This is a genomic window from Hathewaya histolytica (assembly GCF_901482605.1).
Taxonomy (GTDB): Bacteria; Bacillota; Clostridia; order Clostridiales; family Clostridiaceae; genus Hathewaya; species Hathewaya histolytica.
Genome location: NZ_LR590481.1, coordinates 2,032,036 through 2,046,389 on the forward strand (window position 1 = coordinate 2,032,036; position 14,354 = coordinate 2,046,389).

Genomic DNA, 14,354 nt, shown 5'->3' on the forward strand with positions numbered 1-14,354 from the left:
AACAAAATGAGTTACAATTTAACAGATCCATATGAAATTGCAAGATACATAAAAGAAGCTAAAAAATCTACTCCTTGCAAAGCTTACATTCAAGGAAATTTAAACGAATGTTCTTTTGCTAACATAGACCATTTTGGTGAAAACAACTTTTTTGTTTTATTTGGAGAAAATGATGAAATAGAAGCTTTTATTAATGATAATAAAACTAAAATTGAAAAATATAGACTAGAGGTTGATAGAAGAAATTCTGCTATACCACTATTAGACTTAAGTAAATTAGATGCACGTATAGAGCCAGGTGCTTTAATTCGTGATAAAGTGTCTATTGGTAAAAAAGTTGTAGTTATGATGGGCGCTGTTATAAATATAGGTGCTGAAATTGGTGAAGAATCTATGATAGACATGAATGCTGTACTTGGTGCTAGAGCTAAAGTAGGTAAACGTTGCCACGTTGGAGCTGGTGCTGTTATAGCTGGAGTCCTAGAACCACCAAGTAAATCTCCATGTGAAGTTGAAGACAACGTAGTAATTGGAGCAAATGCAGTTATACTAGAAGGTGTAAAAATAGGAAAAAACTCTGTAGTTGCTGCTGGTTCTATAGTAACTACTGATGTTCCAGAAAACGTAGTTGTTGCTGGCGCACCTGCTAAAATAATTAAATCTGTAGATGATAAAACAAAGGGTAAGACAGAAATATTAGAAGATTTAAGATAAACAAAGGCCGGGTGTTAACCGAGACCACTGAAAAACTTATAGTTTTTCGGGGGTTTACTTTTTACATAATTTAAAAGACTCAAGTTTATACCATTTTGTGGTATGAGCTTGAGTCTTTTTGTATTATTAAACCCTAATCGGGTATATTTACTGATTGCTTAGAGTCAATATTCTCTTCAAGTTTACAGCAAAAATGGTCAATGCACCTTGCATTTGCATGCCAACAAGACCTGCGGCTGACGCAACATCATACCCATGTCTATGTTTCATTTCACTATTTTTAGCTTCAATTTTATATCTCTCTTTTGATTTTTCTTTAAAAAAATCAGTTTCTTGAAATTCAATATGTTTTTGATGCGTATTCGTTTTGATTGAAACTGAGTATGATTTAGTTTTAGCACCTTCTTTATAGCACCCTTGTTTTAAAGGGCAACACTGACACTTTTTAACATCAAAAAAATAAGAAATTACTGTACCTAGTCCATCTTTGGCATGTTTTTTAGGTCTAGTACTAGTTTTCTTAGTACTCATATGGCCAGCTTCACACGCATACATATCTGCATCTTTATTATATTCAAACTTCGTTTTAGTTTGTCTTTTGTTACCATGAGATACTGATTTACTAAGCTTTGCAATTAGATTTTTTTCACTTTCATTTACATATTCTATATTTTCTTTTTCTGAATAAGCTGCATCTCCAATAATATTTTCTATGTTTAAGCCAGAGGCTTCGCTCTTTTCAATAAGTGATTTTAGTTGTTTTCCATCGTGTTTTTCTCCCGAAGTAACTACAGCAGCAGTAATAATACGTTCCTCAGTCATTGCAATATGAGTTTTATACCCAAAGAAAGATGTATCAGCAGTTTTGTGTCCAACTTTTGCGTCAGCATCTTTAGAGAATGACAAAACCTCTAAATCATCTTCGATTGTTTCTTTTAATAAATTTAATTTTTCTTTTACAGCTGGATAACTTGAAATGACCTCTTCTTTTTCAATAACTGATATAAGTTTTTGACAATACTCTATTTCATCCTCAAGAAGACCGTTGTTAACTTTATTAGGAAACCTTGCTTTCATTGACTCATCAATGTTATAAACTGACTTTCGAAGTTTTTTAGATTGTTCAATTAAAACTTCCCTAGGTGTTTTTTGATTGTATCTAGCTTTGGTATGAGTTGAATCAACAATAATTGATTTTGATTTTATAATTTCCTTTTCCAATGCTATTTCTACGGTTTTAGAAATTAGCATGTCCATTAGATTAGTGTCCTTTAAGCGTAGCTTTCTAAATTTAGTTAAAGAACTTGGATTAATTACATCCTCCTCCGGAGCCATATCTAAGAAATATTTAAAAGACATATCATATTTAGAGCGTTCAACAACATCTACATCAGAAATATTGAAAATAGTTTTTAGTAAAAGATATTTAAACATTCTTATTGGGTCAATCGCTCCGCGACCGTTATTATTGCAATATGTAGAAACTAATTCATCGTAGATGAATGAGAAATCTACCATTTCTTTAATCCTTCTCAACATATTATCTTTAGGGATAATCCTATCATATATATCACCATATTCGCTTAATATCATCTTTTGATGCATTAACATAAAATCACCTGCTTAAATTAGTAATATAAAAATTATACTAAAAAATAGACATAACATCTACACAAACTGTAGTGTTATGTCTATTAAGATTAGGAGGGTACTTTTTCAGTACCCTCGTGTTAACCCAGCTTTTATTTTATCTATAAACTTATTTTCATGGAATTATTCAAATTTTCATAACCTTTGATTCATTGTTAAATAGCATCCTTCTCTTCTACATCTTTTACATCATTAGTATTTTCATCTTCATCATCTAATTCTACATCTTTATCTATTATTTCCATCTTAGATATAGAAACTTCATAGGCCATTTTTTGTATAACATCTTCACCTATCTTCTTTTGATATTCCCTACTTTGTAATCTTCCCCAAATTCTTATATTATCACCAACTTCAAGAACTTTACAATACCTTGAATTTCTTCCCCAAGCTATAGTAGGAATATAATCTGATTTATTATATGGTCTATTAACTGCAAGTAACATATCTGAAATTTCTCTTCCAAATGGCGTTCTTCTATATATTGGTTTCTTACATATAAATCCATTCAAGAAGATTTGATTAGGATTTTTACTTTTTTCTGTACATTCATATACGTCTCTAGCAAACACTGTAAGTATTAATCTATTTGCTCCATCCACATACTTATTATAAGATCTTAATTGCCCCTCTACAATAATATCTCTACCAATTTTAATATCAAATCCTGTTAGAAGACGTTCAGAAATTGTAATATTCACCTTGTCCTTTGCTTCACTTAATCTTGAAACTTCTATGTAAAAAGAATAGAAGCCTTCCCCATACATTTCATGACTAAATTCTAAATCTGTTATTACTGTACCCTCCAAGTAAATGTTGTTATTATTCATCAAATTATCCATTGTAACCCCTCTTCCCTTAGCTTTTTTAGTTTCTTAATACTATTTATATTAAATTTTGTAAAGTTTTATAACCAAATTAGTATTTTTATAATTATTGTTATATTTATACCTACGTTTCCATTATAATACATATCATCTTCTAATTTCAATACATTAACTATAATATTTTATAATAGATGATCATTTTAACATAAATTTCATAATTACTTTTTTATCTGTCTTCCTGTACTATCTATTTCATAATTATCCTTATATATTAATTCAGATATATTCACAAAGGTATATCCTTCAGACTTTAGCTTTTCTATTATTTTATCTAAATTATCTGGAGTATATTTAGCATTATTATGAAATAACAATATAGATCCTGGTTTAGTCTTCTTTATAACTCTTTCATATTCTGCCTTGGCCCCTTGCTCTTTCCAATCTATACTATCAACATCCCATTGAATTGGTATATGATTGGTACTCTCTACACATTCTATAGCCTTGTCGTTATAAGCACCTGATGGAAATCTAAATAATTTAGGCTTTTCTCCTGTTACACTCATAATTTTTGCATCGGTTACTGCAATTTCATTTATTATTTTTTCATTAGATACCTTTGTCATATCAGGATGATTGTTTGAATGATTTCCAATTTCATGACCTCTTTCATGAATAGCTTTAACTTTATCAGGGTATTTTTCAACCCATCCTCCCATTAAAAAAAAGCTACATTTAACTTTGTGTTTATCCAAAATATCTAGTATTTTAGGAGTATTGTCCTCTCCCCAATTAACATCAAAAGAAATAGCAACTTTTTTATCCTTTGTATCTACAGAATAAATGGGTATTTTTTTATTCTTTGAAATTGTAGAAATAATATTTTTATTGTTAAAACCTAGGGCCAATAAAACAACTATAAGTAAAGAAATTCCTATAGATATAGTATGTTTTTTTTTAAATTTAAGCAAGTTTTTTTACCTCCAAGTATAAATTATCATTAAATTTATATTCATTATTTTTACTTAATATGATAGAATAATATTGAAAAAGCATATTATATACTTAATTAGAATATCTTTTTTATTAATTCCTATTAAAGGAGGGATATAATGAAGGAAGATACACTCGAATTGGCAGAAAGTAAATTATTACTACTATATATAATCCATGAAATTAAACTCCCCATTTCAAACATACAGTTAACGGAAATAGTTCTCCAAAATAATTTTTTAAACTATTTTAATCTGCAACAATATTTGTTAGAACTTAATTCCTCTGGTTTTATTAAAGCTGTAGAAAAAGAAGATAAAATAAGACTTTGTATCACGGATAAAGGCGAAAGAGTTTTAAATATGTTTTTTAATAGAATATCCGAAGATAAAGTCGAAAGAATAGATACATATCTAGAAAAAAATATTGAAAATATAAAAAAGCAAATAACAGTTACAGCAGACTATACTATAGAAAACAATGATAACTTTATAGTAACCTTAGCTGCTCATGAAAATGAATCTATTTTAATTGAAGTAAAATTAAGTGTGCCTAACAATAAACAGGCGAGAGACCTCTGTACCAAGTGGAAGGAAAATTCTGCCCAATTGTATGATACTGTAATAAAAACACTTATAAATGATATTTAAACCAATATCATACTATTGGGCTCTTTCCCAATATATATACACTCTTTTACCCTGCTTTTTAAGCAAATTTTAATCAATCTGCTTCTAAAGTAGTCTCCTACATATAAAAAACCATCTTTTTCAATAATACCTCTAGGCATTCCTCCTATACTTATCTTATCCACTTCTTTTAATAATTCTAAATCTATAACGCTAACAGTACCATCCCCCATATTAGATATATATAACTTATCACCGCTTGAATACATATCTACTGGACCTTTTCCTACCTTTAACTTCTCTATATGTTTTAGTTCCTTATCTAATACAGTAATATTTCCAAACTTTTCACCAAAATGACTCTCGCACACCAATATAAACCTTCCATTATCACAAAATATTGCCTTTGTAGGATAGTTCCCCACTTTAACTTTATCAATAACTTTTTCTTCATTTAAATCTAATAAATTTACATATCCATCCCTCATACTACATACCAAAATCTTATTTATCACGCCCTGAATATCTATGCTATGTGGAAAGTCTCCACAATATATACTTTTTTCTATCTTTTCATCTAAAAGATTAAATACTTTCATATCATTAGAATCTCCACAGACTATATAGGCCTTATCACCATTAACTTTTATGTCAGTACAATTAGTTCCTACATAAAAAGACCTAACACTATAATCATTTAAATCTATTAAACTTATATCATTACTATAATTATTAGCTGTAAATAATATATCACTAAATTTATGAATCCCATGTGGACCGACTCTTTGATTAGAGTTAATTTTAATTCTTCTTTCTTCTTTAAACTCTCTAATATTTATTTCAGATATAGAATCTGAAAATGTATTACAGATATAAATATACATTTATCCCCCTCCTTTCTATTAAATATGAGAATGTTTAAAGTATATATTTTATAAAAAGACACTTGATTGTTATTGATGTATTATATATGTTAATATAAAATAATATATGTAACTTTATAATAAGGGGTGACTATATAACATGTACACATACTATCCAAATGGGGTCTGTGCTAAAGAAATACACTTTGAAGTAATAGATAATAAAATAACTAATGTAAATTTTATTGGTGGTTGTAACGGTAATCTTCAAGGTATATCAAAACTTTTAGAAGGTTTATCTGTAGATGATGCTATCAATAAGCTTGAAGGGATATCCTGTGGAAGTAAAGCTACTTCTTGCCCTGATCAATTTGCCTGTGCACTTAAAGAACTGGTAAAATAAAAGATAAAACATCCATATTAAATTATGGATGTTTTATCTTTTATAACTTAAATTTTACTTTTAATTATTTTTCTCATATCACCTATCATATATAAGGAACCCGATATTAAAATTAAATCCTCCTCTGATGCAATACTTAAAGCCTTCTCATAAGCCTTTTCATAATCTTCTTCATAAGAAGATTTCTTATTATATCTCTCTACTACTTCATTTAATTCTAGTGCTAATTTTCCTCTATCACTATGTGGTGTTACACTTATAACTTCCTTAGCTAAAGGAACTATAGTCTTAACCATATTTTCTACTTCTTTATCTTTTAAAATACCTAGTATAAGTATTATGTTTTTATATTTAAAATAAGTTGTAACACTTTCACTTAGCATTGTTATACCGTCTATATTATGAGCACCATCAATAACTACCAATGGGCCTCTTTTCATAATTTCTAATCTACCTGGCCAATTTACTTTCTTAAGTGCACTAATCATTTGGTTCTCAGTTATATTAAATCCTATATCATTTAATACTTCAAAGGCATGTATACATAAAGCGCAATTTAAAAGTTGATGCTTACCTAGCAAGTTTAATTCAATTTCATAATCACTTTTTTTGCCTTTTATTTTTATTAATTGTCTTAAACTTGAATCTTCCTCTAAAACCTTTATAAACTCTGAACAATTTTTATCTACTTCTATTAATCTTGAATTTTTTTCTCTACAAACTTGTTCTATAACGCTTTTACTTTCTTCTTTCTGTGGATACAAAATTAATGGAGTATCTTCTTTTATTATACCAGCTTTTTCAGACGCTATTTTCTCTAAAGTATCTCCTAATATATCCATGTGGTCATAACTTATAGAAGTTATTAAAGTTAAAATTGGTGAAATTACATTGGTAGAATCAAGTCTCCCACCTAACCCTACCTCTATTAAAGCAATATCAACTTCCTTTTTATAAAAATATAAAAAAGCAGCACAAGTTAATATTTCAAAATATGTAGGTTCTCCAAAACCTTCATCTATAACCTTTCTTATAATAATGGAAAGCTCCGTTATTGTATCAGCAAATTCTTCTTTTTTTATGTAAGAATTAGATATTTGTATTCTCTCCTCAAACTCTTCTATATAGGGAGATGTATACATACCAACCTTATAACCAGCTTCCGCTAAAATAGCATTTAGCATAGCTGTGGTAGAGCCCTTACCATTAGTGCCACCAATATGTATAGTCTTTATTCTTTTATGTGGATTATTTAGTAATTCTAAAATTCTTTCTGTTCTCTCTAATCCAAGCTTCATTCCAAATTTTGAAGTACTTTCAAGATAATTAATAGCTTCAACATAATTCATTTTTTATCCCTCGCTAACATGAGCATTTTCAATTAGTACTTAAATAATTATATCAAATAGTATTTTTTTATTAAACCTTAATATGAATAATTTATAATAAAATATCCATTGATTAAATTTATTTTCTATAGTAGAATATTAATGATAATCAATATCTATTAATAATGTTATGCTTAAATCTTAGGAGTGATTTTCTATGTCAAATGATGAAATTATAAAAGATCAAGATCAAGAAAAATATGATATAATTTTTGAAAATGCGTATAATGATTTCATTACTACAATGAAAGATGATCCTAATTATACTATAGAGAACTTAGAAGCTCTTTTAGATAGTTTATATATTGTTCAAGGTAATGATCAGCTTGGACGTGGAAGTAGACATGATATCAGTATAAATGCTACAATATCGGCTGCTGAAACTGTATTATATGAATGGAGAAAAGAATTATTAGAAAAAAACAAGCAATAATTTTTTGATTACTTATAATTTAAATAAAAAAGGACTTGCAATTGCAGGTCCTTTTTAGTTTATTATAAATTTTTTAAAGAGTCTATTCTCTCAAGTACAGTATTGTACATAGATTTATATTTTTCAGCTTTTTCTTTTTCTTCTTTAACTACAGCCTCTGGAGCTTTACTTACAAACTTTTCATTAGAAAGTTTCTTCTCCACCCTATCTATTTCTTTTTGAAGTTTTTCTTTTTCCTTATTTAATCTTTCTACTTCCTTTTCAATATCTATAAGATCTAAAAGCGGCATATATATTTCTGCATTCTTAGTAACTGCAGATACAGCATCCTTAGGAGCATCTTCTTTATTTTCTAGGAAATTAACCTCACTTGCAGAAGCTAATTTTTCGAAATAAACTCTTCCTTCTTCAAAAGCTTCCCTTCCATTGTGAGCTAAAATCATAAGTTTCGCTTTTCTAGACGGTGGAACATTCATTTCAGCTTTAACATTTCTTATAGCTTTAATTCCCTCTATGATGTAGTTCATGTTTTCTTCTGATTTAAGATCTTCTAATTCCTTTTTATACTCAGGCCATTTAGAAATTGTAATGGATTCATTCTCTGTATCTAAATGAGTATAAATTTCTTCAGTTATAAATGGCATTACAGGATGTAATAGCTGTAATCCTTTAGTAAGTACTGTGTAAAGTACATTGTATGCAATACCCTTTGCTTCTTCATCCTCTGAGAAGAATACAGGTTTTACAAGTTCTATATACCAATCACAGAATTCATTCCACATAAAGTCATAAGTTTTTTGAAGTGCTATACCTATCTCGAACTTCTCAATATTTTCTGTAACCTCTTTAATTACAGTATTTAATCTTGATAATATCCATTTATCTGCTACAGAGTAATTGTTACTATCTTTATACTTATTCATTATGTCTCTGTCTAGATTCATCATAACAAATCTTGAAGCATTCCAAATCTTGTTTGCAAAGTTTCTAGCAGATTCTACTCTCTCTTCATAGAATCTTATATCATTTCCAGGAGCATTTCCTGTAACTAACATAAATCTTAGAGCATCTGCCCCGTATTTATCTATAATTTCTAGAGGGTCCACTCCATTACCTAAGGATTTAGACATTTTTCTTCCTTCACTGTCTCTTACAAGTCCATGCATTAATACATTTTCAAAAGGAATGTCTCCCATATTGTGAAGACCTGAGAATATCATTCTAGCAACCCAGAAGAATATAATATCATGGCCTGTAACTAGTGTTGATGTAGGATAAAAATATTTTAAATCCTCAGTATTATCAGGCCAACCTAGAGTTGAAAACGGCCATAAAGCTGAACTAAACCATGTATCTAGAACATCTTCGTCTTGTTTTATGTTTTTACTTTTACATTTTGAACAACAACATGGTTCTTCCATGGTTACTGTAAGTTCTCCACAATCATTGCAATACCAAACTGGAATTCTATGCCCCCACCATAATTGTCTTGATATACACCAATCTTGAATATTATCCATCCAGTTAAAATAAATTTTTTCAAATCTTTCTGGAACGAACTTAATTTTTTTATTCTTAACTGCATCTATAGCTGGTTTTGCAAGAGGCTCCATTTTAACATACCATTGTTTTGAAAGCATTGGTTCAATTACAGTACTACATCTATCATGTGTTCCTACATTATGATCATGCTTTCTTATTTGAACTAAAAGTCCTGCTTCCTTTAGGTCTTCCACTATGGTACGTCTTGCGTCGTATCTATCCATATTTGAATATTTACCATATCCCTCTTTTATAGTACCATCTTCATTCATAACTACAATTTGAGGAAGGTTATGTCTTTGACCTACGCCATAATCATTTGGATCATGAGCTGGAGTTATTTTAACTGCCCCTGTTCCAAATTCCACGTCAACGTAATCATCTGCTACGATCGGTATCTCCCTATTAACAAGTGGTAACATTAGCTTCTTTCCAATTAAATGAGCATATCTTTTATCTTCTGGGTTTACTGCTACAGCTGTATCTCCAAGCATAGTTTCTGGTCTTGTAGTTGCTATTTCTAAATATTCATCAGAACCTATTACTGGATATTTAATATGCCAAAAGCTACCTTCTTTTTCCTCATGCTCTATCTCAGCATCTGAAATTGCTGTCATACATTTCGGACACCAATTTGTAATTCTATCTCCTCTATAAATTAATCCTTCTTCATAAAGCTTTACAAAAACCTTTTTAACAGCCTTGCTTAAATTTTCATCCATGGTAAAGCTTTCTCTTGTAAAATCTGCAGAGCATCCTATTTTTTTTATTTGTCCTCTTATTCTATTTCTATATTCATCTGTCCATTGCCAAACTCTATCTAAGAAAGCCTCTCTTCCCATTTCTTTTTTATCTAGACCTTCTTTTATTATTTCTTTTTCTACTCTAACTTCTGTGGCAATACTAGCATGGTCCTGTCCTGGTAGCCATAGGGTACTGTATCCCTGCATCCTTTTTGTTCTAATTAAAATATCTTGAAGAGTATTATCAACAGCATGACCTAGATGTAACTGTCCTGTTATATTTGGTGGTGGCATTATAACTGTATATGGTTTCTTGTTTTTATCTACTACAGGGGTAAAAAAGCCTTTTTCCTCCCACCATGCATATAATCTTTCTTCAAACTCTTTCGGGTCATATGTCTTAGCTATATTTTTATTTTCTTCCATTATCATTTTCTCCTTTCACTTTACTTATGTTTAATATAAAATAACAAATACTTTTAGTATGACTTATATATATTTCTACTGAATTAAAATAAAAAAGCGCCGTAATCCTAAAAAAGGACGACAGCGCGCGTTACCACCTTTATTCTTAAAATACAATTTATATTATACTCTAAGCTCTCAAAAATTTTAACGATTTTTACCGTTTCTACTTACTTAATTTCTGTAGAAAAGCTCCAAAGCTACCTTCAAAATGTTTCCTATAAAAGACCTTTCAGCCCATGAGTCCTTCTCTCTTAATATTCCACACTTTTACTCCTCTTTTTCCTAGCTTTTATATATTTACTTATATCTTAAAATTATATCTTAGATTTTTAATATGTCAAGATAGAAAAATGGTATAATATATCTTAATAGACCTAATATTATGATAAAAGGAGGAAAATATAATGAAAATAATAAAAAGAAGTGGGAACATAGAAAGTTTTAATTTAGAAAAAATAAGAACTAGTCTTGAAAATTGTGCTAATGATGTAAATGTTACTCTAACAGAAGGAGACATAAAAACTATTCTATCTGATATTTTATCTACTCTAGAAAAAACTAGAAAAGACGCCTCTCCAACTTCTGTATATGAAATTAGAGGGCTAATATATACCATATTAATTAATCATAAATTTGAAACTCTTTGCAAAGCATACATGTTTGAAGAATAGTAAATTTAACATACAAAATGCCTTATACAATGATTGAAAAAATCATTGTATAAGGCATTTTCTTTCACTTAAAGTATGGGAGATAGAAGCCTTACTATAGATTCTGCTATTTTACTTCCCCTGCCTCTATTTATAAAATTTTCTAAAGTAACTTGTTTGCAATAGCTCATATCTTCTATAAATTGTTTGCTAAGATTTTCACTTATTTCCCTATCATATATTACAGCATTAGTCTCAAAATTAAGATCAAAACTTCTAATATCCATATTAGCCGTACCTATTGTACATACCGAATTATCTGAAACAACCGTCTTACAATGTATAAATCCATTATTATACAAATATATTTTAACACCCACTTCTAATAATTCACCTATATAAGAATTGGCAGCCCAGGACATAAACTTATGGTCAGGTCTTCCAGGTATCATAATTCTAACATCTACTCCAGATAATGATGAGAGTTTTAAAGCGCTTAGCATGGTCTCATCGGGTACAAAATATGGAGATTGAATATAAACATAATCCATTGCTTTATTTAATATTTTAAGATATACATTTCTTATATAAGGTTCTTCATGATCGGGTCCACTAGATACTATTTGCATACCTGTAGAACTACTTGGAAGATAATTTATTTCAAAATACTTATTGTAATTTCCTAATTCTTCTCCAGATGCATAAGCCCAATCTAATAAAAATCTCTCTTCTAATTCTTTAACGGCTTCTCCTTCCACAATTATATGTGTATCTCTCCAGTTTCCAATTTTATTATCTTTACCTAAATACTCATCACCTACGTTAAATCCTCCAATAAATCCTTTATTTCCATCTACAACTACGATTTTCCTATGATTTCTATAATTTATACGTAAATTAATATGAGGTATAATACTTGGAAAAAATGCAGCATATCTTCCACCAGCTTCTGTAAATTTTCTTAAAAACTTTTTATTATTTATTTTATAAGATCCCATTGCATCAAAAAGTAACTTTACCTCTACACCTTCTTTTACTTTTTCTGTAAGAAGTTCTATAAGGTCATTTCCTATACTGTCATTTTGGATAATATAATATTCCATATGAATAAAATTCTTAGCATCCTTTATTTCCTTAAATAACCTAGAAAACTTACTCTTACCTTCAAAAAATAATTCCACAGAGTTTTTTTGAGTATATATAGCATTTGTGTTTCTAAAATTCATTTGTATAATATCTATATTTTCTAAGACCTCATTTTTATATTTATATTGATTTTTAACCTTATTAAAGTACTCTTTCTTTTTTTGGTCGGTTAAAATCTTATTACTAAACATCTTTTCTTTAGTAAGACTCTGCCCAAAAAGCAAATACACTATAAAACCAATAACAGGTAAAAACATAATTACCAGTAACCATGCCCAAGTAGTAGTTGGATTTTTTCTTTCAAAAAAAATCAGTACTAGCATAGATAAAATATTTATAATTATAATTGATGTTCCTAATATTATCCCTATATTCATCTTATTCTCCTTAAGTAAAAATCTTTTGCTTAATAATATTCTAAGCAAAAATTATGATTAATACAATGCAATCATATAAATTAACATTTATATAATAATTAACATATTATAAATTGCTAAATAAAACTTTATATTTTATGAAAATTTTAAGTAAAAAAGATTTTTAAGCTTATGAATAAGATATTTTATTAAATGTAAAGAAGCCACCAAATGGTGGCTTCAAGATGTTAGTAAATATATTTATTAACAACCTAAAATGGTTCTCACATACTAGAACTATATACCCGTTATTTTAATATTTTATTCCAATCTTTTTCTCTTATAACGCCATCTGCACCTGCAGCACTCCATATTCCTGCTTTAATTTGCCATTGACGTACTTCTTCTTTAGTTTTATTGCTATATACTCCATCTCTAGTAGAACCAAGCCACCATTGTATAAATCTTGTAGCATATTTAAGATCTGTATTAACTGCTAAGTGTGGTTTACTAACAATTTGGTTTAAAGCAGTAACAACTGAATCATCTAAAGTATTATTAACTGGTAATCCCATTGTACTTCTAAAATGACTAATAGATTCTTTTGTTTTTTGATCTATAGTTCCTGTTACCTCTCCAGAATAAAAACTACATTTTATTAAGTCTCTTTGAACGGATGCAATAAAATCTGTTGTGTATCCACTTGGATCTACTGTTTTTAATATTTTATTCCAATCCTTTTCTCTTATAACACCATCTGCACCTGCAGCACTCCATATTCCAGCTTTAATTTGCCATTGACGCACTTCTTCTTTAGTTTTATTGCTGTATACTCCATCTCTAGTAGAACCAAGCCACCATTGTATAAATCTTGTAGCATATTTAAGATCTGTATTAACTGCTAAGTGTGGTTTACCAACAATTTGATTTAAAGCAGTAACAACTGAATTATCTAAGGTATTATTAACTGGTAATCCCATTGTACTTCTAAAATGACTAATAGATTCTTTTGTTTTTTGATCTATAACTCCTGTTGCTGCTCCAGAGTAAAAGCTACATTTTGCTAAATTCTTTTGTACTGATGCAATAAAATCCTTTGTATAGTTGTTAGAAGATATTCCTTTTATTCTTCTCCCTGCATAAAATTTATAAACAGAGCTTATTTTAACTACATCCCCTGTCTTAGGTGAGTGTATCATTTGTCCATTTCCAACATATATACCCACATGACCTGTATGTGGGAATACTAAATCCCCTGGCTGTAAATCATTTTGTGATACCGCAGTTCCAACGTTAATTTGATCATAAGTTGATCTTGGTAATTCTATTCCTGCTGAATTTCTATATACATATTGAACAAATCCTGAACAATCAAAGCCTTTTGGAGTTGTTCCCCCCCACACATAAGGAGTTCCCATAAACTTTTTTGCATAACTAACTACATCTTGCCCAGTCGCTGCTTGAACTATATTAAATAGTGACGAACCTAGAACTAAGAGTAGAGCCATAAGTACACTTAATACCCTTGTTTTTTTCTTCATAATCCCAT

The 14,354-nt window shown here is 29.3% G+C and carries 13 protein-coding genes, 1 pseudogene and 1 other annotated feature; of the genes and pseudogenes, 5 read left to right on the top strand and 9 right to left on the bottom strand.

Going from position 1 to position 14,354, the window contains the following annotated elements; genetic code table 11:
- Positions 1–6 precede the first annotated feature (6 nt).
- On the top strand, positions 7–714 hold the full coding sequence (gene dapD, locus FGL08_RS09855) for a 2,3,4,5-tetrahydropyridine-2,6-dicarboxylate N-acetyltransferase (RefSeq protein WP_138210627.1): 708 nt from the start codon (positions 7–9) through the stop codon (positions 712–714).
- A 147-nt stretch (positions 715–861) separates the two neighbouring features.
- On the opposite strand, the gene FGL08_RS09860 is transcribed toward dapD, so the two are convergent.
- The 3 genes from FGL08_RS09860 to pdaB form a co-directional block, all read right to left on the bottom strand.
- A complete protein-coding gene (locus tag FGL08_RS09860) occupies positions 862–2,325 on the bottom strand; it encodes an IS1182 family transposase (RefSeq protein WP_138208895.1) in 1,464 nt (487 codons plus the stop codon).
- 194 nt (positions 2,326–2,519) lie between these two features.
- Complete coding sequence (locus FGL08_RS09865) at positions 2,520–3,206, bottom strand: single-stranded DNA-binding protein (RefSeq protein ID WP_138210628.1); 687 nt, start codon at positions 3,204–3,206, stop codon at positions 2,520–2,522.
- Positions 3,207–3,409: 203 nt separating this feature from the next.
- Positions 3,410–4,162, bottom strand: a complete 753-nt coding sequence (gene pdaB / locus FGL08_RS09870; RefSeq protein ID WP_138210629.1) for a polysaccharide deacetylase family sporulation protein PdaB — start codon at positions 4,160–4,162, stop codon at positions 3,410–3,412.
- Positions 4,163–4,303: 141 nt separating this feature from the next.
- On the opposite strand from pdaB, the gene FGL08_RS09875 reads away from it, so the two are divergent.
- Positions 4,304–4,834, top strand: coding sequence for a DUF4364 family protein (locus tag FGL08_RS09875; protein WP_138210630.1), 531 nt, complete (start codon positions 4,304–4,306; stop codon positions 4,832–4,834).
- On the opposite strand, the gene FGL08_RS09880 is transcribed toward FGL08_RS09875, so the two are convergent.
- On the bottom strand, positions 4,831–5,697 hold the full coding sequence (locus FGL08_RS09880; protein ID WP_138210631.1) for a YncE family protein: 867 nt from the start codon (positions 5,695–5,697) through the stop codon (positions 4,831–4,833). The genes FGL08_RS09875 and FGL08_RS09880 overlap by 4 nt on opposite strands.
- Positions 5,698–5,836: 139 nt before the next feature.
- Between FGL08_RS09880 and FGL08_RS09885 the strand changes: the two genes are divergently transcribed.
- Positions 5,837–6,079 (top strand): TIGR03905 family TSCPD domain-containing protein, encoded by a 243-nt coding sequence (locus tag FGL08_RS09885; RefSeq protein WP_138210632.1) that lies wholly within the window; start codon positions 5,837–5,839, stop codon positions 6,077–6,079.
- A gap of 47 nt (positions 6,080–6,126) precedes the next feature.
- Here the strand turns inward: FGL08_RS09885 and FGL08_RS09890 are convergent, their stop codons facing one another.
- Positions 6,127–7,428: a bifunctional folylpolyglutamate synthase/dihydrofolate synthase gene (locus FGL08_RS09890; RefSeq protein WP_138210633.1), complete on the bottom strand. Its 1,302-nt coding sequence runs from the start codon at positions 7,426–7,428 to the stop codon at positions 6,127–6,129.
- A 196-nt stretch (positions 7,429–7,624) separates the two neighbouring features.
- Here FGL08_RS09890 and FGL08_RS09895 point away from each other — a divergent pair, with 196 nt between their 5' ends.
- Positions 7,625–7,900, top strand: a complete 276-nt coding sequence (locus FGL08_RS09895; RefSeq protein WP_138210634.1) for a hypothetical protein — start codon at positions 7,625–7,627, stop codon at positions 7,898–7,900.
- A 62-nt stretch (positions 7,901–7,962) separates the two neighbouring features.
- Here the strand turns inward: FGL08_RS09895 and FGL08_RS09900 are convergent, their stop codons facing one another.
- Positions 7,963–10,611, bottom strand: coding sequence for a valine--tRNA ligase (locus FGL08_RS09900; RefSeq protein WP_138210635.1), 2,649 nt, complete (start codon positions 10,609–10,611; stop codon positions 7,963–7,965).
- 110 nt (positions 10,612–10,721) lie between these two features.
- Positions 10,722–10,946 (bottom strand) — a binding site (T-box leader).
- 111 nt (positions 10,947–11,057) lie between these two features.
- On the opposite strand from FGL08_RS09900, the gene FGL08_RS09905 reads away from it, so the two are divergent.
- Positions 11,058–11,324, top strand: a complete 267-nt coding sequence (locus FGL08_RS09905; protein ID WP_138210636.1) for an ATP cone domain-containing protein — start codon at positions 11,058–11,060, stop codon at positions 11,322–11,324.
- A 68-nt stretch (positions 11,325–11,392) separates the two neighbouring features.
- Here the strand turns inward: FGL08_RS09905 and cls are convergent, their stop codons facing one another.
- The 3 genes and pseudogenes from cls to FGL08_RS09915 all read right to left on the bottom strand — a co-directional run.
- Positions 11,393–12,826: a cardiolipin synthase gene (cls, locus tag FGL08_RS09910; protein ID WP_138210637.1), complete on the bottom strand. Its 1,434-nt coding sequence runs from the start codon at positions 12,824–12,826 to the stop codon at positions 11,393–11,395.
- A gap of 287 nt (positions 12,827–13,113) precedes the next feature.
- On the bottom strand, positions 13,114–13,530 hold the full coding sequence (locus FGL08_RS13440; RefSeq protein ID WP_243118016.1) for a peptidoglycan-binding domain-containing protein: 417 nt from the start codon (positions 13,528–13,530) through the stop codon (positions 13,114–13,116).
- Positions 13,525–14,346: pseudogene (locus FGL08_RS09915) on the bottom strand (C40 family peptidase); the annotation flags it as partial. The gene FGL08_RS13440 and the pseudogene FGL08_RS09915, both read right to left, overlap by 6 nt.
- Positions 14,347–14,354 lie beyond the last annotated feature (8 nt).